Origin of the sequence: Sinorhizobium meliloti (assembly GCF_017876815.1) — a bacterium.
GTDB lineage: Bacteria > Pseudomonadota > Alphaproteobacteria > Rhizobiales > Rhizobiaceae > Sinorhizobium > Sinorhizobium meliloti.
Genome location: NZ_JAGIOS010000001.1, coordinates 115645 through 134388, shown reverse-complemented (window position 1 = coordinate 134388; position 18744 = coordinate 115645). Strand labels below are relative to the sequence as shown.

14 protein-coding genes, 1 tRNA gene and 1 pseudogene are annotated in these 18744 nt (G+C 61.4%); 6 read left to right on the top strand and 10 right to left on the bottom strand.

The genetic code is table 11. From position 1 onward, the window contains the following. Positions 1-63: 63 nt before the first annotated feature. Positions 64-153 (top strand) — tRNA-Ser (locus tag JOH52_RS00650). A 52-nt stretch (positions 154-205) separates the two neighbouring features. Here the strand turns inward: JOH52_RS00650 and JOH52_RS00645 are convergent. The 4 genes and pseudogenes from JOH52_RS00645 to JOH52_RS00630 all read right to left on the bottom strand — a co-directional run. Next, a pseudogene (locus JOH52_RS00645) lies at positions 206-428 on the bottom strand (hypothetical protein); the annotation flags it as partial. Positions 429-446: 18 nt separating this feature from the next. Beyond that, positions 447-755 carry a HigA family addiction module antitoxin gene (locus JOH52_RS00640; RefSeq protein ID WP_010969010.1) on the bottom strand — a complete coding sequence of 103 codons (309 nt, stop codon included), beginning with the start codon at positions 753-755 and terminating at the stop codon, positions 447-449. Positions 756-768: 13 nt separating this feature from the next. Further along, entirely contained in the window at positions 769-1065 is a 297-nt protein-coding gene (locus tag JOH52_RS00635; protein WP_010969011.1) for a type II toxin-antitoxin system RelE/ParE family toxin, read from the bottom strand. 47 nt (positions 1066-1112) lie between these two features. Continuing rightward, the gene (locus tag JOH52_RS00630) at positions 1113-1418 is read right to left on the bottom strand and encodes a hypothetical protein (protein ID WP_003527305.1); all 306 of its coding nucleotides are present in this window, start codon (positions 1416-1418) and stop codon (positions 1113-1115) included. 327 nt (positions 1419-1745) lie between these two features. Between JOH52_RS00630 and JOH52_RS00625 the strand changes: the two genes are divergently transcribed. After that, positions 1746-2783 (top strand): porin, encoded by a 1038-nt coding sequence (locus JOH52_RS00625; RefSeq protein ID WP_153530128.1) that lies wholly within the window; start codon positions 1746-1748, stop codon positions 2781-2783. A gap of 109 nt (positions 2784-2892) precedes the next feature. On the opposite strand, the gene JOH52_RS00620 is transcribed toward JOH52_RS00625, so the two are convergent. The 4 genes from JOH52_RS00620 to JOH52_RS00605 all read right to left on the bottom strand — a co-directional run bounded on the left by JOH52_RS00620 (position 2893) and on the right by JOH52_RS00605 (position 7962). Continuing rightward, positions 2893-3960: a tyrosine-type recombinase/integrase gene (locus JOH52_RS00620; protein ID WP_017265823.1), complete on the bottom strand. Its 1068-nt coding sequence runs from the start codon at positions 3958-3960 to the stop codon at positions 2893-2895. A gap of 40 nt (positions 3961-4000) precedes the next feature. Continuing rightward, entirely contained in the window at positions 4001-5050 is a 1050-nt protein-coding gene (locus JOH52_RS00615; protein WP_013844229.1) for a porin, read from the bottom strand. A 213-nt stretch (positions 5051-5263) separates the two neighbouring features. Next, positions 5264-5752 carry a BA14K family protein gene (locus JOH52_RS00610; RefSeq protein WP_013844230.1) on the bottom strand — a complete coding sequence of 163 codons (489 nt, stop codon included), beginning with the start codon at positions 5750-5752 and terminating at the stop codon, positions 5264-5266. Positions 5753-5919: 167 nt separating this feature from the next. Further along, on the bottom strand, positions 5920-7962 hold the full coding sequence (locus JOH52_RS00605; RefSeq protein ID WP_014526651.1) for a lytic transglycosylase domain-containing protein: 2043 nt from the start codon (positions 7960-7962) through the stop codon (positions 5920-5922). Positions 7963-8261: 299 nt separating this feature from the next. Here JOH52_RS00605 and dapA point away from each other — a divergent pair, with 299 nt between their 5' ends. Further along, a complete protein-coding gene (dapA, locus tag JOH52_RS00600) occupies positions 8262-9146 on the top strand; it encodes a 4-hydroxy-tetrahydrodipicolinate synthase (protein WP_003527298.1) in 885 nt (294 codons plus the stop codon). Continuing rightward, positions 9146-9625, top strand: a complete 480-nt coding sequence (gene smpB / locus JOH52_RS00595; protein ID WP_010969015.1) for an SsrA-binding protein SmpB — start codon at positions 9146-9148, stop codon at positions 9623-9625. Before dapA ends, smpB begins: the two co-directional genes overlap by 1 nt. 587 nt (positions 9626-10212) lie before the next feature. Here smpB and JOH52_RS00590 read toward each other — a convergent pair. Continuing rightward, the gene (locus JOH52_RS00590) at positions 10213-14418 is read right to left on the bottom strand and encodes an autotransporter outer membrane beta-barrel domain-containing protein (RefSeq protein WP_127657760.1); all 4206 of its coding nucleotides are present in this window, start codon (positions 14416-14418) and stop codon (positions 10213-10215) included. A gap of 491 nt (positions 14419-14909) precedes the next feature. Beyond that, positions 14910-15488, bottom strand: coding sequence for a LabA-like NYN domain-containing protein (locus JOH52_RS00585; protein ID WP_003527296.1), 579 nt, complete (start codon positions 15486-15488; stop codon positions 14910-14912). A 472-nt stretch (positions 15489-15960) separates the two neighbouring features. Between JOH52_RS00585 and rpoZ the strand changes: the two genes are divergently transcribed. Together rpoZ and JOH52_RS00575 are read left to right on the top strand one after the other, a co-directional pair. Continuing rightward, positions 15961-16368, top strand: a complete 408-nt coding sequence (rpoZ, locus tag JOH52_RS00580) for a DNA-directed RNA polymerase subunit omega (RefSeq protein WP_003527295.1) — start codon at positions 15961-15963, stop codon at positions 16366-16368. Positions 16369-16470: 102 nt separating this feature from the next. After that, positions 16471-18696, top strand: coding sequence for a RelA/SpoT family protein (locus JOH52_RS00575; protein WP_003527294.1), 2226 nt, complete (start codon positions 16471-16473; stop codon positions 18694-18696). The last annotated feature ends 48 nt before the right edge of the window (positions 18697-18744 follow it).

The following is an 18744-nucleotide window of genomic DNA, read 5'->3' as shown; positions in this document are numbered from 1 at the left end:
TTTCCTGAAATTCGACAAAAAAATCTTGCATTGGAAACGCCGTGACACTAGTCAGGCGCTAACGGAGAGGTGGCCGAGTGGTCGAAGGCGCTCCCCTGCTAAGGGAGTATACCGGAAACGGTATCGAGGGTTCGAATCCCTTCTTCTCCGCCATTTTATTTCGGCCCATTCTGTCCGACCCGGACACATGGGTAACACTTCGTCCTTAAGACATGGGTGACAACCTCGTGCCGAACGGGTTGTCGATGGTTTGCAAAGTCCTCTGCTCCAGGTCGATATACCCCAGATCATCGTGCATGAAGCTGACGAGCCAATACCCCGGATCAAGTCCGGGGCAGGCTCCGTCGACTGCTTTGATTCCAAGCTTCTGCCCGGCCAGCACGGTGCAGATGTTGATCTCCTTGCTAGATGCAGAGACGCCCGCAATTTCGTCCACATGACGGTGCTCAGGCTGCATTCTCCAACGGACGCGCGCGCTCGATCCGCTCACGTTCCTTTGGCGTATTCATCACCAGCCAAAGATCGTTGCGCCTCTGCACATTGAGCCAGAAGTCCGGGCTGTTGCCGAACACGCGGGCGAGGATCAGCGCCGTCGCCGCCGTCACGTTCCTGCGGTTGCCGCATAATTCGTTGACGTGCTTGCGCTGGACGCCCATCGCCTCGGCGAGCGCGCCCTGCGTCAATCCCATCGGCCGCATGAACTCTTCAGTCAGTATCTCGCCGACAGTCGCCGGCTTGCGCTTGGTGGTCAGCATGTTCGCCTCGCTCTCATCGGTAGCTGTGATCGTCCAGATAAATCCCGTCGGCCTCTCCGCGCGTCCCATCCCAGCGGAAGATCAGCCGCCATTGCTGGTTGACGCGGATCGAATGCAGCCCCGCCAGATTGCCGCGCAGCTTCTCGAAGTGATTGCTGGGCGGCACGCGCAAGTCTTGGTCGGTTGCGGCATCGTCAATCATCTGGAGCTTGCGGAACAACCGAGCTTCAAGATCGTACGGGATGTTACGGGAACGGACATCATCCACAAAGAAGGTCCGAAGCCAGTCGTCCCGAAAGCCTACGATCACAGGTTCACTCCAACGATGGGCATATGTACCACTCTATAACTCAAATTTCAATGGCAAATGGCTCTGCCGCCGGGTCCGAACAGTTCATCGAACGGATTCCCATTCCCGCCACCGCCGTCACGTTCCTGAGTTTGCTGCTTGATGACATGCTTGGCTGAACCCATTGCCTCGGCGAGCGCGCACTGTGTCGAGGTGCCTGCCGACTCGCGAATCCCTGCGCACTGATTCTGCCGGGAATCGGCCAGGAAGCACCTCGACCATCCGCGCGAACCGACGATCGGCGTGCCCATGGCTTCCGCAAGGACCGGTCTCGCGGAGCGCTCTTGCCCGGTTTTATCCCCCTTTCTGGCCATTTTTTGCCCCTTTCCGGAACAGATGGCCGGGAGTGACCTCGCGCTAAACCCCCGTCGCTAAAGGATTTTCTTAACGCTTTGTTAATTCCCTCGGGCCGTCTGGGGCGATTTTGTGTCGTTTCAGCAACAGGGATCAGGGAAGGGCAGGGCAAAGGAGTCGATCTGGTAAGTTGGTCGTTGCGCGCCCCACCCGGTTTTGTATTTTCAACTCCGGAAGCAAGGGCGGTTGATCGTCCGACTTCTTGAACGTTGGGGATGGGGCAGGGAACGCTGTCCTTCAGCAAAAAAAACCCAGACCCGTTTGAAACTTTTGACTGGAGGTCAGAAATGAACATCAAGAGCCTTCTTCTCGGCTCCGCTGCTGCTCTCGCAGCAGTCTCCGGCGCCCAGGCTGCCGACGCGATCGTCGCTGCCGAGCCGGAGCCCATGGAATACGTTCGCGTCTGCGACGCTTTCGGCACGGGCTACTTCTACATTCCGGGCACGGAAACCTGCCTCAAGATCGGCGGCTTCATCCGTATCCAGGGTGAATTCGGTCGTGACGAAGCTGACGATCGCTGGAACCAGGAAGACTTCGGTGGTCAGTCCACGTCGGACTGGGACATGTTCTCCCGCGCCTACATCTCGATCGACGCGAAGAGCGACACCGAATACGGCACGCTCACCGGCTTCTTCGCTGCTGAGTTCAACGCCGACAACGACACCGACGAAGGCGACAGCCTGATCGACGTCGATGAAGCCTACATCCAGCTCGGCGGCTTCAAGGCCGGCTTCTTCTACAGCTGGTGGGATAAGGGCCTGAACGGCGAAACCGACTCGCTCGGCAACGTCACCGAGTTCAACTCGCTCGCCTACATCTACGACGGCGGCACCTTCCAGGCCGGTATCTCGGTTGACGAACTCGAAGGCACGAGCACCAAGGCCAACGGCGTTGGCGTTACCGGTATCGTCTCCGCGACGCTCGGCGGCGTTGCTTTCGACTTGCTCGGCAGCTACGACACCGAGTGGGAAGAAGGCGCTGTCCGCGGCTTGCTCTCGGCAGACCTCGGCCCGGGCACCCTTCAGGTCGCCGGCATCTGGGCGTCCAACCCGAACGCTTACTGGGCTGACTCCGAGTGGACCGTTGCTGCGTCTTACCGCTTCAACGCTTCCGACAAGTTCGCGATCACCCCGGCTGCTCAGTACTGGGGTAGCCTGCAAGACTCGAACACCAGCTTCGGTAACGACGATCAGTGGCGCGTTGGTATCACGACCGACTACGACATCACGGAAGGTCTCGCTACCCGCTTCACGATCAACTACACCGATCCGGATGATGGTGACGAGTACGTCAGCGGCTTCCTCCGCCTGCGGCGTGACTTCTAATCTGACCTGACCTCGGTCAGTGGAAGGGAAGCCCGGCTTTAAGCCGGGCTTTCTCTTTTCTGGAGTATGGCTACGGGGACGGCGCGCTGCTGCCGGCGCTCATGCGCGATTACTTGAGATGACGCTCGAGTACGGGCACGCACATATCGAGGTCATGGGAGGCCAGATGCGCGTAGCGCATCGTCATCTCGAGGGTCTGGTGGCCTAGCCACATCTGAACCCGCCTGAGATCGATCCCGCCTCTGACCAGGCGCGAGGCGCAGGTATGGCGGAGAATGTGGGGAACGAGATCGTCTTCGTTGCCGAGGCCCGCATCCACTTTCGCTGCGTTCCAGACAGCACGGTATTTTTGCTGGTCGATTCTCGAAAATGGACCCGGGGACCTGTCCGCGACGCGCTTCAATGCGTCTTTTGCTCTCACCGTAAGCGGGACTGTGCGGCTGCGGCCCGATTTCGTCACCCAGAATGTCGCCCGGCCCTCGTGAATATCGTTCCATTTGAGGGCGATGGCCTCGCCCAGGCGAGCACCGGTATCCACCAGAAATATCGAGAGGTACAGATAGAGTTCCGATCGGCTGGCGATTTCGCGGAACAGCACCTCTTCTTCGTCGGCCTCCAGGAAGCGCAGGCGCCCCGCTTTCTCCTTTTGGCGTTTGAATTCCGGCAGATTGTGGATGTCCCCCATCTTGTACGCTTTCCGCAGCAACTTCCCCAGCGCCGCCATCTTCCTGTTGATGGTCGCGTTGCTGTTACCGCGCTTGCGTAGCGCACCTATGAGGCCGTCGAGCAATTCCTGCGAGAAGGCGGAGAAACGGGCACCGAGCAAGATCTCGTCGAGCTCTCCGATGAAGGCCTTCACATTGTATTTGTGCCTGCCTTCGTCCCACAGGATGTCGGCATAGCGCTGAAGCAATTCGGCAAGCGTGGTCTCCTTGACCACGCCGATCGGCCCTTGCCGGCCGAAGGTATAGTTGACCTCATACCCCGAACCCATATCCGGGAAACCGAGATCACCTACCTGTTTTTCAGCGTCCGACGTCACGTTTGCCGTTTCCTTCCCATTCTCCGTGAACGAGCCAAGAAACCACTGGCAATGAAACCAGTGCTTATAGTCAAACAATCTCAACGCCTTGGCGGCGCACTTTGCGTTGCAGTACAGCAACAGCCCGCAACCCAACTTGTGAGCTGCGGGCTTTCTTTTACCTGACTAGGTCAGATTAGAAGTCCCGCTGCAGGCGAAGGAAACCGCTGACGGAATCCGGAGCATTGCTCGGGTCTGTGTAGTTGATCGCGAAGCGGGTCGCGAGACCTTCGGTGATGTCGTAGTCGGCGGTAAGGCCGACACGCCACTGGTCCGCATCGTTGTCGAAGCGGCCGCCGAGCTTGTCGCTTTCGTTCAGGCCGCCCCAGTATTGAGCGCCGGGCGTGATCGCAAGCTTGTCGCTCACATTGAAGCGGTAGGAGGCAGCAACGGCCCACTCCGAGTCATGCCAGTATGCGTTCGAGCCGGATGCCCAGATACCGGCGACCTGGAAGGTGCCCGGACCGGCATCCGCGGAGAGCAGGGCACGGATCGCGCCTTCTTCCCATTCCGTGTCGTAGCTGCCGAGCAGGTCGAAAGTCACGCCGCCGAGCGAAGCCGATACGATGCCTTCGACCCCGACGCCGTTCGGCTTGGTCGAAGTACCCTCGAGTTCGTCGACAGCAACGCCGACCTGGAAAGTGCCGCCGTCATAGGTATAGCGGACCGAGTTGAACTCGGTGTTCTCGCCGATGGAGTCGGTTTCGCCGTTCAGGCCCTTGTCCCACCAGCTGTAGAAGAAGCCGGCCCGGAAGCCGCCGAGCTCGATGTAGGCTTCGTCGACGTCGATGTGGCTGTCGCCGCCGCCGTCCGAGGCCGAATCCGTATCGGAATTGAACTCGGAAGCGAAGAAGCCCGTGAGCGTGCCGTACTCGGTATCGCTCTTCGCGTCGAACGAGATGTAAGCGCGGGAGAACATGTCCCAATCGGACGTGCCGTCATCATCGAAGCTGGTCAGATGATTGACATTGTCACGGCCGAAGTCGCCCTGAACGCGGATATAGCCGCCGATCTTGAGGCAGGTTTCCGTGCCCGGGATGTAGAAGTAGCCCGTGCCGAAAGCATCGCAAACGCGGACGTATTCCATAGGCTCCGGCTCTGCAGCGACGATAGCGTCGGCAGCATGCGCGCCGGAGACTGCCGCCATAGCAGCAGCCGAGCCAAGAAGAAGGCTCTTGATATTCATTTCTGACCTCCAGTCAGACGTGAGAAATAATTCCTATGACTGGATAGGAGATACAAGGCCACGGGCTTACATGCCGCGGATGAATCAGGCGGTAAATGGCAGGGGATTCGGTGATGAACTGTCGGTGCCGCGCAAGAATGACGGCCCGAGCATGCGGGCGAGGGAGGCGCGCCGGCTCCTCCCTTCAGACTCACGTCTTAGGTGCGAAACTCATCAGCTATAGGGCGAATAGCACTGGCGCCTCGGGCCGTTATAGGGCTGGAACGTATTGTCCCAGGCCCGGTACGAGCGATAGCGCGAGTAGCACCATTCGACATGTGCGTTGCCGCCGCCGGAATACCGCGGAGCCGCATATCTCGGCTGGCTCAGCACGCCGCCGACGATCGCGCCGGCTGCCAGGCCGCCAAAGAATGCGCCGAGATCGTCGTCGTCATCGCGATAATAGCGGCGGTGGTGGTACCGGTTCCCGTAATAGCGATTTCCACGATAGTTATGCCTATTGCCACGCCAGCGTTCCCGCCCCATACGCGGGCAGCCAACACCCGGGCAACGCGCCCTGTCGGGAAACTGCGCCAACTGCACGTCGGCGGCCTGCGGCTTCGGAGCCGGAACGATCGGAAATGCCTCTGCGGGCGGAACGCTGCTGATGACCGTGGCCAGCGACAGGGCAACAATTGCTAAGGTCTTCATTGGCCTCACCATTTCCTCTCAGGAGAAAGTAAATCCCTTCCAGGGGAAAATGGCCGAAATCGTATTTTGTGCCGGACGCGGCCAAACGATCACGATGATGTGATCCTCTCTCGGCAGAGCTGTCGCGGGGAAACGTTGGAGTCAGGCGCGACCGTCCGGTTCGCACCCGCAGCCCGGGCTCAAGGCAAAGCGCGTCCCAACCTCAAATCCGCAACGATATCCGTATCTTGTCCCAGCCGCGACTTATAAACCTGATAGTTCTCCATCACCCGCTGGACATAGTTGCGCGTCTCCTCGAAGGGGATGCGCTCGATCCAGTCCACGACCTCGTCGATGGGCTTTCCGCGTGGATCGCCATAGCGGGCGAGCCAGTCAGGAACGCGACGCGGGCCGGCATTATAGGCGATGAAGGTGAGAATGTAGGAACCGCCGAAGCTGTCGATCTGCTCGCCGAGGTAATGGGCTCCAAGCGTCGCATTATAGCCGGCGTCGCTCGTCAGACGGTCCTTCGAGTAGGCGAGGCCATAGCGGCTGGCGACGCCCTTGGCTGTGCCGGGAAGGAGTTGCAGGAGCCCCCGGGCATTCGCCACCGAAATGGCGGCCGGATTGAAAGCACTTTCCTGGCGGGCGATGGCATAGGCGAGCGCCTTGCCGGCGCCGTCGATATCCGCGCTCGGCGGAATGACTCCGATCGGAAAGGCGAGGGCAGCCACCTCAATGCCGCGGCCGAAGGCGATCTTGCCGATCTGCAGCGAGAGTTGGTGATTGCCCGACTTCTCGGCCCGCTCCGCCAGGATCGCAAGCTCCCCGGGGCTGGTCAGTTCCTCGGCAAGCGCACGATAAAGACTTTCGGCGCGCCAGCCATGGCCGGCGGCTTCGAGCCGGCCGATCGCCTTGACGGCTTCGCGACCTTCCAGCCGGATGCGGTCTTCCTGGGTGGGTGAGGGGTAGCTCATGTCGAGCTTCGCCTGGCCGAGGCGTGCGGCGGCGAGTTGTCCATAGAAGGTCGCCGGATAGCGCGCCGCGTTGGTGAAATATTCGCGCGCGTCGCCTGGGCCGCCCGCTTCGGCCGCGCGGCCCAGCCAATACCAGGCGCGCGAGGCGGAGATCGGCCGGCTCGATGCCTCGAGAATCCTGCGAAAGTGAAGCGCCGCCGTCTCGGGTTCCTCGAGGCCGCGAAGCGCATACCAGCCCGCGTGGAATTCCGCGTCCACGAGGTCCGTAGCGCGCTTTGCCGCATGGTTGGCGGCGATGCGGTAGGCGCCGCGGAAGTCGCCGGCGTCAAGCAGACCGCGGCTGACGATACGTTGCTCGACCCACCATTCTCCGGGATTGACGAGGGCGCCGTCGTCCTTCGGCATCTGGTCGAGAAGCCGGGCTGCCTCGGCGTATTTCTGCTGCTTGCGTAAATGCTCGATGCGAATGAAGAGGTAGGAAGGCTTGCTGCGCCAGGAAGCATCGACCGCTTCGATGAGCGAGGCCGCGTTGCTGCTGCCGCGGGTCACTGCGGCCCAGGCGCGGAACAGTGATTGCGCCTTGCCGAGATCGCTGAACCGCTCGGCCTGGTCTATGCGGGTGCGGTAGAGAAGCATTTCCATCCGCTGCCTGTGGTCTTCCGTCGTCAACAGATCGGAAAACTCGGAAAGGATCTTCGTTTCAGTGTCCTTGTCCAGGGCTTCGCTCAGCCAGAATGCGCGCAGGTGCGTGGCGGCCGCCGAGCTCTGCCCCTGCGCTGCAAGTGCGCGTGCAAGGATGATCGCCCCTTCAGCCGTCTCTGGACGGGTGGTGCCGAAGGCGGCGATCACATCGGCGGCCGGAGCGTTCTCGCGGTAAAGCGCCCGTTCCGAATGGGAGCGCAGCGATTTCAGGCCCGGCCAGCCCTGGAGTTCCCGCTGCGCCGCGGCAATGTCATAGGAGGGAATGCCCTTCTGTCCGGACACCGCGATCGCCCAGGCTAGGATATGGCGGTCGAGCGTTCCTGCCGGCATGCGGTCGCGAACGGCGATCGCCTTTTCCGGTTGCCGATCGGAGAGGGCATCGAGACCGCTTTTCAGATCGGCGCCGAGGATAGTTGAGAGTTCGCCGGTTTCGAGGCTGCCGATCTTGCGGGCATCCGGCTTGCTCGTCGGTACAGGAATCCGACCCTCGGCTGCGTCGGCCGAAAACGCCAGCATCCCCGCACCGATCATGGCGGCGACCGGCAGAAAGACTGTTCCCCGCATCAAGAGCCCCGTGGTCCCCCATCCCTCGACTTCATTGCCGCTCCATTACAGCCGATCGGCCGGCGAAAACCTAGCACATTTGTCAGCTTGCTTGCCGGCCGGCGCGTGCGCGTTCCCCGAAACCCGGCGCCCATTGCGGTCTCGCTCGAGGGCGTCGATTGCGCGGAAACGAAAGCGAAATGCATCCTCTCAGCGCTTGCCGCAGACACGTCACATGATTATGGTGCGGCAGTTTTTTAACCGTCGATTGCGGCCAAAGCGTGAGCGTATTCTGCGCCCTCGGTCGTCAGGAGTTGTGCATGTTCAAGGGTTCCATTCCCGCACTCGTAACGCCGTTCACCGCCGCCGGCTCGGTTGATGCGGATAGTTTCGTCGCGCATGTGGAGTGGCAGATAAAAGAGGGCAGCCACGGCCTTGTGCCGGTGGGCACCACGGGTGAATCTCCGACGCTTTCCCACGACGAGCATAAGAAGGTCGTGGAACTGTGCGTCGAGGCGTCGGCGCGGCGCGTACCGGTCATCGCCGGTGCCGGGTCCAATAATACGATCGAAGCGATCGAGCTTGCGCAGCATGCGGAGAAGGCCGGTGCGGACGCGATCCTCGTCGTCACGCCCTATTACAACAAACCGACGCAGAAGGGTCTTTTCGCCCACTTCGCGGCGATCGCCGAAAGCGTGAAGCTGCCGATCGTGATCTATAACATTCCCGGCCGTTCCGTCGTCGACATGAGCGTCGAGACCATGGCGGCGCTGGCGAAGGCCCATCCGACGATCGTCGGCGTGAAGGATGCGACCGGCAGGATCGAGAGGGTTTCCGAGCAGCGCATGGCCTGCGGCAAGGCCTTCGTGCAGCTTTCGGGTGAGGATGCGACCGCGCTCGGCTTCAATGCCCATGGCGGCGTCGGCTGCATTTCCGTCACCGCCAATGTCGCGCCGCGCCTGTGCGCCGAGTTCCAGGAGGCCACCCTTGCCGGCAATTATGCCAAGGCCTTGGAGCTTCAGGACAAATTGATGCCGCTTCACAAGGCCATCTTCCTTGAGCCGGGCGTCTGCGGCGCCAAATATGCGTTGAACCGCCTCGGGCGAATGAGCTTTACCGTTCGTTCGCCGTTGTTGTCGGCGCTCGAGCCGGCCACGGCCTCGGCTATCGACGCGGCGCTCAGGCATGCAGGGCTGATGAACTGATGGCACCGAAAGGCAGCGAACGCACGGTCAAGAAGGTTGTCGCGGAAAATCGCAAGGCCCGCTTCAACTACGAGATCGTCGACACCTACGAGGCCGGTCTGGTCCTGACCGGCACGGAGGTCAAGTCGTTGCGCGAGGGGAAGGCCAATATCGCGGAATCATACGCGACCGACGAAGGCGGCGAGATCTGGCTCATCAATTCCTACCTGCCCGAATATCTGCAGGCCAACCGCTTCAATCACGAGACGCGCCGCCGCCGCAAATTGCTCCTGTCGAAAAGGGAAGTGAACCGTCTGCAGGGTGCGGTCAACCGCGAGGGGATGTCGCTGATACCGCTCCGGATATACTTCAATGAGCGAGGCAGGGTGAAGCTGGAACTGGCGCTCGGCAAGGGCAAGAAGCTGCACGACAAACGAGAGACCTCCAAGGAACGCGATTGGAACCGGCAAAAGAACAGGCTCCTCAAGGAGCGCGGCTGAGTCCTCGTCGATCGTTGGGGTATATTGCTCTTCATCCGGCAGACGAGATCACGATGGATCAGGTCGGTCGGCCTAAACCATGAAAGTGCTCGATTCCAAAAGGTTGGAGCGGGATGCGGGCGGAAAACCGCGCCCGTATCGGAGGACCTGCATCCCTTCCTCATTTCTGTGCTTGTCACAGAGATCCAGCAGCGCCGCGTCTGCGGCGCGGGAGGAGTTCATTCAGCCCAAGGACTTGGTCTGGCTGGATCCCTGTGACGAGCACAGGGATGAGGAAATCAAACAAACCGCGGCGGGTAGCCCAAATTCAACAGGCCTTGGTTCACGATGGTTCGGGTCGGCCTAACATCACGAACGTGATCGATTCCAAAGGATTAGAGCGGGATGCGGGCGGAAAACCGCGCCGGTATCGGAGGACTGCAATCTCTCCTCTTGCCTCATCTCTGTCCTAGTCATGAGAGCAGCGCCGCGTCTGCGGCGCGGGAAGCGCTCTTTCAGCCCAAGGACTTGGTCTGGCTGGATCCCTGGACGAGCACAGGGATGAGGTAATCAAACAAGCCCCCCGGTAGCCCGAATCTCAACGGGTCTCAGAACTTCATCTTCAGTCCGACGGATGCACGTACCGCGTAGCTGCCGCCGAAATCGGATAGACCGGTGGATGCGCGGGCTTCGCCATAGAGCGAATACTTGTCGTCTCCCCAGTTGTAGCTGCCGCCAATGCCGATTTCGCCAATCCAGTCATCGGCCTCGATGCCAAACGAGACGCCGGACACATCCGCGCGGGTATCGCCCAGGAACTCACGGTATAGATCGATGGTGCCGTAGAGGCGCGAGCTGCGACCGTCGCCTTCGGCGCCTTGCCATTGCTGCTCGCGATCGAGTGCGAGACCGATGCGGCCGCGCAGGCTATTTCCGTCATCGAGTGAAACCCGCGCCCCGTATGGGTCCACGAAGTCATCGAAGTTCACCGAGGTATTAACGAGTTGCGCCTGCGGCGTCAGGGCCCACGTGTCGCCGAGGCCGATACGATGGCCCGCCTCGATGCTGACCGCATAACCCAGCCCGTCATTCCCGTCGGCAAGCCGGCCAAGAATGTCCGAGTCGAGATCGCTGTCGAACCGGGTTAGCTGGCCCTGACCGTCCAGATAGAAGCCGTTCTGGCCATACCAGGTCAGGGTAGCGCCGAGGCCGTAGCCGCGGGTGTCGATGGAGCCGTCACCATAGAAGGAAGATACATCGGTGTTGATGCCGCCATAGTGGGCAGTCAGGCCGCCGATCAGCTCGCCCTTGCCGCTGCTATGCAGAAGTGCGTCGATGCCGGCCTGCAGCAACCAGGAACGAGAGTCGTATTCCGAAACGCGGGCGCCACTCTCCTCGGGCTCCACATGGGCACGGGTGCCGTCGATTCGAGCCCAGACGGTATTATCCTCGGCGCAGGCGGCGGTCTGATTGCCCTCGACATTCAGTGGTACGCTCCCACAGGAGCGCAAGGCAGGAACTCTCTCGCCGGAGGCACGCCGGCGCAATGTCGGGAGTTGTATGAAGCCGAGGAGGTTCCGGGCATAGGTTTCGTAGACGGGCACGCCCTGATTGTAGCTCGGGATTACCGTTTCGCCGCCTCCGGTCCCGGGGTCGACGGTTTCGCCGCCTCCGGTTCCGGGGTCGACGGTTTCGCCGCCTCCGGTCCCCGGGTCGACGGTTTCGCCGCCTCCAGTCTCCGGGTCGACGGTTTCGCCGCCTCCGGTCCCGGGGTCGACGGTTTCGCCGCCTCCGGTCCCCGGGTCGACAGTCTCACCGCCTCCGGTCCCCGGGTCGACGGTTTCGCCGCCTCCGGTCCCGGGGTCGACGGTTTCGCCGCCTCCGGTCCCCGGGTCGACGGTTTCGCCGCCTCCTGTCCCCGGGTCGACGGTTTCGCCGCCTCCGGTTCCCGGGTCGACGGTCTCACCGCCTTCGGTCTCTGGATCGACAGCCTGCTCGCCTCCGGTGTCCGGGCCGGTATCGTCTTCGGCTAACGTCGACTGAAGGAACCAGTCGTCGTTATCGACCTGCCGCAGCGCATAGGCATAGGCGCCCCGGGTAATCGCGGCCTCTCCGGTTTCCTTGATTTCGGAGTTCGCGTTGGCGAGGACGAAGGTGCCGGAGGACGCGCCTGCCACACCGACCACACGAATGCCGGCCACCGTTTGAGCGCTGGGTCCGCCGGCATTGCCTATGCTGATCGCTGTGCTGCCAGCCGTATCGCCGCCGACGGTGATGTGGTCGGTTGGAGACGCGTCGTCACCGAGATAGGTATCGATATAGACCGTGCTATTCTCCGCGCCGGTGTAGTTGCCGCCGACGGACAGAACGTCGCCGGTTCCTCCATCCTGCATGTCGACCGTGCCGGCATTGACTAAATTGCCGGAGATCGAATAGACGCCGTTGGCGATATCCTCGCCGAAGGCGATGAATTGCGAAGTACCGTCGATCGCCATGTTGCCGGCCAGCGCGAAGGCATCCGATCCGTTAAGAACGGAGCCGTTCGTCAGGAACAGGCCCGTTTCGGGCTCCGAGCCGGCTTCAAGTGCGCCGTCGAGAATGGTGACATCGGCAGCGTCCAGGGTGACGATTTCCCAATTGACGATGTTGGCGCCGTTGGCGCTCGCGGTGACGCCGCTCAAGTTCAGTCGGTCGGTCCAGCCATCGGCAGTCGAGACGTCGTCGCCGCCATCGAGATAGTGATGCGTCCCGTCGTAACTCTGCGCGGAGACGGTGGCGGTGTCGGAGCCGTTGCCGCCGAAGAAACTGGAAAGCCAGGTGCCGCCGCTCCAGGTGAAGCTGTCGTCGCCGTCAGCGGCGGTGGCTAACCTGTCGTCGCCATAGACATCGCCGTCGAGCACGCCGCCGGTGAGATTGATGATATCATTGCCGAGCCCCATGACGACATCGCCGGTGACCTTGCCGGCAAGCGTGGCGGTGGAATTCCCTCCCGTTTCGTCCGCCGCATCCAGATCGGAGTCGCCGTCGCGAATGGCGGTGCCCGAAGCAGAACCGTCGATCTCCGCAGCGGAGCCGATGGTGATCTTGCTGCCTGCGGAGCAGATGGTGTGAACGGCGGGAGCAGAGCCAGCGGTAACCTTGCCGTCCAGCGTTACTTCATTGCCGCCGCCCGGGCCCGCCAGGGCCCGCAGACCGCTCGCCTTCGCGCCGGTCGCGACCGCGCTGCTGCCGGCTGCCTGGGTGACCATGGTGTTGCCGAAGATCGAGAGAGCATACAAGGCGTGGCTCTGCGCCCCCGCAGTCGTAGCGCTGCCGCCCGCCTGCTCGATGGAAGCCAGGCCGGACCCGAAGGAGAGCGCCGCGATTGCGTAGCTGCCCTCATTGCCGCCAATCTCGCCGCCGCTGGTCATGATCGTGCCTGCCCGCTGCACGGCAGTTGCTTTTCCTGTCGAGGGCGTCGGGCCGATGTCGGTCTCTGCGATCATTCCACCCGCGCCGTCGCCGGTGGTCGTTATGCTGCCGGCTTGCATGATCACGCTGGCATCGGCATTGATGCTCGTCGGGATACTTTCATCGCCGGCGTGAGCGATCAGGCCCTCTGCATCGCGACCGGCCGTCTTCACGTTCCCGTCCACCAAGCGGGCGGTGGCCGTTCCGCCGGCGCCCTTCGCGGTCGCGATCAGGCCTTCCGCGTTATCCCCGCCGGTCGAGACGTCTCCGCCGTCCAGCGAGACGCGCGCCTCGCCCATGTTTCCCTGGCTGATGGCCGCGAGCCCGATCGCCGATGCTCCAGCCGTGGCAATGCTTCCTTTGGTGACTTCGGTAACGGCATTGCCGTCTCCTGCCTCGGCCCGAATCCCTATAGCACCCTCGCCGCGCGTCGTGATTTTGCTCTTTTCCAGAACGACCGTGCTGTCACCCGGGTCCAGATTGAAGGCTTGAGCGCCATGTGCCCTTGTGCCCGAGGTCTCGATCGCCGCCTCGTTGCGGACGAAAACCGAAGCGTTGCCCCTGCCGGACTTGCTGTCCTCGACTCTCGCCTCCATACCGATACTTAGATTTCCGCCGGTCGTTACCGTGATGTTGTCGCCGGCAACGGTCACGTCGCCGTCTCCCAGGGACGCGCTATGCTTCAGTCCGCGAACGCCTATCGACGACAGGCCATGGGTGACGATCGTTCCGTCCTTCGCCGTCACCGCGACATTGCCTATGCCGGTTTCTGTGCGGCCATAGATACCTTGAGAGTAGGATCCGAAGGTCTCGATCGTGGAATCTTCTCCCGAGAAATCGGCGATCACATCACTCTTGTTGTTTTCGTTGGCCCCGGGCTGCCAGGCGTAAATTCCCGCTGCGTTGTATCCATATGTGATGATGCTGCCGCTCAGCATCGTCGCTGAAACGAGCCCCGCACCGCGCTGCGTCACTCTCAATCCATCGGCGTACTCGCCTACCTCTCTGTCGGAGCGTGTTCCAATTCTGTCCGGCTCGCCGGTCGTCACCGTCGAGCCCTCGATCGTCACGATGAGATCGCCTTCGCTCGTGACCTTGTCCGAACGGATGTCGATCGCAGGCCGATCGCTGCCCGCATCGTCCGCCCATCTGACCGCCACGCTGTCGATCGTCGCCCTCAGTCCGGTATCAATACGATATTCGATATGGGTTCCGGGCCCCTTCGGGTAAGTGGACGTGTTGCAGGTCACAACTCCGCCAATGGCCGGGCCGCATTCGTTTATCGCATGGGCCGGGCTCACGGCGCCTGCTCCGATCGCGAGCGTAAAGCCGACCGATGCAAGGACCGGGCCTGCGGGGATCACGAAAGTTTTAGAGCCGGTGCCCCAACTCGCATACAGCGCGGTGCTACTTGCCTCTTGGCGCAAGCGAGTTCTCAACGAAAGAGTCTTCCGTTTGCGAAGGGCGGCTCTTGCGCCTCGGCTGGTGCAGGAATCACTCATCGCTCAGCTCCCACTCCGCAGCCCGAAGCTTCGGCAGCGCGGGCCATCAGTGTCTGAATCGCATATTCAGGCAATTCGGAGAGGTCTGTTCACCGAATCGTAGAATCGGCAGCAGAGATAAGACAACGCAGGTTGTCGCTTATGAGCAAATAAGGGAATCCCGCAGCTGAACCGAGCCTCATCGGCACGGCCCAGGAAACGTCTCGCAGGACTGCAATCTCTCCGCTTCCGTCATCTCTGTGCTTGTCACAGAGATGAGAGCAGCGCCGCGTCTGCGGCGCTGGGAAGATTTCTTTCAGCCCCAGGACTTGGTCTGGCTGGATCCCTGTGACGAGCACAGGGATTAGGAAAAATTAAAGCTCGACGTCGTCGGCGACCGGCTCGACAGGGCGCTGAACGCGTTCGGACGGTTCGCGGCCGATCTCTCCCCTAAGGGTCGCGAGATCGATGAAGTGGTCGGCCTGGCGGCGCAGGTCGTCAGCAATCATCGGCGGCTGCGTCGACATGGTCGAGACCACGGAAACCTTTCGCCCCTTGCGCTGCAGCGCTTCGACGAGTGTGGTGAAATCGCCGTCGCCGGAGAAAATCACCAGGTGGTCGACCGATTCGGACTGCTCCATGGCGTCGATCGCCAGCTCGATGTCCATGTTCCCCTTGATCTTGCGGCGTCCGAGGGAATCGGTGAATTCCTTGGCAGGCTTGGTCACGACCTTATAGCCATTATAGTCCAGCCAGTCGATCAGCGGGCGGATCGACGAATATTCCTGGTCCTCGATGAGTGCGGTGTAGTAGTAGGCCCTGAGCAGGTAGCCGCGCTTCTGGAAGGCCTTGAGCAGCTTGCGGTAATCGATGTCGAAGCCGAGGCTCTTCGACGCGGCGTAGAGGTTGGCGCCATCGATAAAAAGAGCGATTTTCTCGCGAGGATCGAACATCGTTACTTCCTTTTTCCGTACCCTGCACAGTGACCGGACCAACCCCGCGGAGCGTCACGCTTAAAATTGGCGGATTAAATTAAAGCTCACTTATCTGCAAATAATGTGGTCATGCCAACGCATTATTCCAACCAGGGCGCGGCGCCTATAGCTAGTTTTAGCAGTTGCTGCAGTTCGTCCACATTTTCAATCTATAATTGTTGCTGGATACGTGTTCGAAATTATCACGAAATACAGGCAGTGTCTGTGACCCGATGGCAGCGTTCCACAGACGTGGCATTTTATCATGCTCCGCGCGATGACGTGAGCCGGATGCAGGAAAAACTTGAACTTATGCTGTTTTGATTGTATCGGACGCCTAATTCCAGAAATCGGAGCTGATGGAGCCGCATGTCAGCGGACGTTCCGGTTTCGCGTTGTTAAACCTGCCGCGGCGATGCCGCCGCATCTCTTGAGTCGTAAAGGACAGGCCATGGCCCGCGTCACCGTCGAAGACTGCATCGACAAGGTCGAAAACCGTTTCGAACTCGTCCTTCTTGCCAGCCACCGCGCACGCCTGGTTTCCCAGGGTGCCCCGATTACGGTCGACCGCGACAACGACAAGAACCCGGTCGTTGCACTGCGCGAGATCGCCGATGAAACCCTGTCGCCCGGCGACCTGAAGGAAGACCTGATCCACTCGCTGCAGAAACATGTGGAAGTGGACGAGCCGGAACCCGATCCGGCGTCGCTCGTCCAGACCGAAGCAGCCCCCGCCTTCGCTGAGGCCGCCGAAGAGGAAGACCAGCCGGAAGCGTTGACCTTCGACCGCATGTCCGAAGAAGAACTGCTGGCCGGCATCGAAGGCCTCGTTCCTCCGGAAAAGAGCGACGACTACTGAGATTCGTTCCGGAACAACGTTCCGACGTGTTATCGAAGCAGTGCGCCACTCATATGATTGGCGCACTTTTTTATTTGCCTGATTTCACGGAGCCGCTAGCGGATGATGCGCCAATACGAGCTCGTTGAGCGCGTGCAGAAATACAAGCCCGACGTCAACGAGGCGCTGCTGAACAAGGCCTATGTCTACGCCATGCAGAAGCACGGGCAGCAGAAGCGGGCAAGCGGCGATCCTTACATCTCCCATCCTCTGGAAGTGGCGGCGATCCTGACCGAAATGCATCTGGACGAATCCACGATCGCCGTCGCGCTGCTGCACGACACGATCGAGGATACGACCGCGACGCGGCAGGAGATAGACGACCTCTTCGGCGAGGATATCGGCGCCTTGGTCGAAGGCCTCACCAAGATCAAGAAGCTCGACCTTGTCACCAAAAAGGCCAAGCAGGCGGAAAATCTTCGCAAGCTGCTGCTCGCCATTTCGGACGACGTCCGCGTGCTCCTGGTCAAACTTGCCGATCGCCTCCACAATATGCGCACCCTCGACCACATGTCGGCCGAAAAGCGCGCGCGCATCTCCGAGGAGACGATGGACATCTATGCGCCTCTGGCAGGGCGCATGGGCATGCAGGACATGCGCGAGGAGCTCGAGAACCTGTCCTTCCGCCACATCAACCCGGAGGCTTACGAGACCGTTACCAGACGCCTCCAGGAGCTCTCCGAGCGCAATGAGGGGCTGATCAAGAAGATCGAGGAGGAACTGAGCGAACTGCTTCAGGCCGAGGGGCTTACGGACGCACAGGTCAGAGGGCGCCAGAAGAAGCCCTATTCGGTTTTCCGCAAGATGCAGTCGAAATCGCTCTCCTTCGAGCAGCTCTCGGATGTCTGGGGCTTCCGCATCATCGTCAACGACATCCCGTCCTGCTATCGTGCGCTCGGTATCGTGCACACCCGCTGGCGTGTCGTGCCGGGACGCTTCAAGGACTACGTCTCGACCCCGAAACAGAACGACTATCAATCGATTCACACGACGATCATCGGCCCGTCGCGCCAGCGCATCGAACTGCAGATCCGCACGAAGCGCATGCATGAGATCGCCGAATACGGTATCGCGGCCCACGCACTCTACAAGGATCGCGACACCGTTTCCGGTGACCTGACGCGCACTCCGACATCGAATGCCTATTCCTGGCTGCGCCGCACGATCGAATCGCTTGCCGAGGGCGACAATCCGGAGGAGTTTCTCGAGCACACCAAACTCGAACTCTTCCAGGATCAGGTCTTCTGCTTCACGCCGAAGGGACAACTGATAGCGCTGCCGCGCGGCGCCACTCCGATCGACTTTGCCTATGCCGTGCATACGAATATCGGCGACACCTGCGTCGGGGCCAAGATCAATGGTCGCATCATGCCGCTGGTGACGCGGCTCAACAACGGCGACGAGGTCGAGATCATCCGCTCGGGCATTCAGGTGCCGCCGCCGGCCTGGGAAGAGATCGTCGTCACGGGCAAGGCGCGGGCGGCCATCCGCCGCGCGACCCGCGCCGCCATCCGCAAGCAATATGCCGGCCTCGGCTATCGCATCCTCGAGCGCACCTTCGAACGGGCGGGCAAGACCTTCTCGCGCGAGGCCTTGAAGCCGGTGCTGCATCGGCTCGGGCAGAAGGACGTGGAGGACGCCATTGCCGCGGTCGGGCGCGGCGAACTCTCCTCACTCGACGTTCTGCGCGCCGTGTTTCCCGATCATCAGGACGAGCGCGTAACCGTGAAGCCCAGCGCCGACGACGGCTGGTTCAACATGCGCAGCGCCGCGGGCATGATCTTCAAGCTGCCGGAGCGGTCGAAGGAAATGGCCGCAGCGGAGCAGGCGGAGGGGCCGGAAGCCCTGCCGATCCGCGGCCTCTCCGGCAACGCCGAGGTCCATTTCAGTCCTGCCGGCGCCGTTCCCGGCGATCGCATCGTCGGCATCATGGACAAGGACAAAGGCATCACCATCTATCCGATCCAGTCGCCGATCCTGCAGAAGTTCGACGAAGAGCCCGAGCGCTGGATCGACGTTCGTTGGGATCTCGACGAGGCGAACAACAGCCGTTTCATGGCGAGGATCGCGGTCAGCGCCTTGAACGAGCCCGGCACGCTGGCGGAGGTCGCGCAGGCCATCGCGACCACCGACGTCAATATCCGCTCGCTTTCCATGGGGCGCGTCGCCGCGGACTTCAGCGAATTGCAGTTCGATCTCGAGGTCTGGGACCTGCGCCAGCTCAACCATCTGATGGCGCAGCTCAAGGAATTGCCGAGCATATCCATGGTCAAGCGTTTGTTCGAATAGGGCGCCTGTTCGAACAGGGGGGACACTCCCGCAGAATACAGGAGGCCG

Bases quoted from the DNA above. Each gene is read 5' to 3' on its own strand.
- JOH52_RS00605 (WP_014526651.1), bottom strand. From the start codon at position 7,962: ATGCGGGGAACAGTCTTTCTGCCGGTCGCCGCCATGATCGGTGCGGGG.
- rpoZ (WP_003527295.1), top strand. From the start codon at position 15,961: ATGGCCCGCGTCACCGTCGAAGACTGCATCGACAAGGTCGAAAACCGT.
- JOH52_RS00585 (WP_003527296.1), bottom strand. From the start codon at position 15,488: ATGTTCGATCCTCGCGAGAAAATCGCTCTTTTTATCGATGGCGCCAAC.
- smpB (WP_010969015.1), top strand. From the start codon at position 9,146: ATGGCACCGAAAGGCAGCGAACGCACGGTCAAGAAGGTTGTCGCGGAA.
- JOH52_RS00575 (WP_003527294.1), top strand. From the start codon at position 16,471: ATGATGCGCCAATACGAGCTCGTTGAGCGCGTGCAGAAATACAAGCCC.
- JOH52_RS00625 (WP_153530128.1), top strand. From the start codon at position 1,746: ATGAACATCAAGAGCCTTCTTCTCGGCTCCGCTGCTGCTCTCGCAGCA.
- dapA (WP_003527298.1), top strand. From the start codon at position 8,262: ATGTTCAAGGGTTCCATTCCCGCACTCGTAACGCCGTTCACCGCCGCC.
- JOH52_RS00610 (WP_013844230.1), bottom strand. From the start codon at position 5,752: ATGGTGAGGCCAATGAAGACCTTAGCAATTGTTGCCCTGTCGCTGGCC.
- JOH52_RS00630 (WP_003527305.1), bottom strand. From the start codon at position 1,418: ATGGCCAGAAAGGGGGATAAAACCGGGCAAGAGCGCTCCGCGAGACCG.
- JOH52_RS00640 (WP_010969010.1), bottom strand. From the start codon at position 755: ATGCTGACCACCAAGCGCAAGCCGGCGACTGTCGGCGAGATACTGACT.
- JOH52_RS00615 (WP_013844229.1), bottom strand. From the start codon at position 5,050: ATGAATATCAAGAGCCTTCTTCTTGGCTCGGCTGCTGCTATGGCGGCA.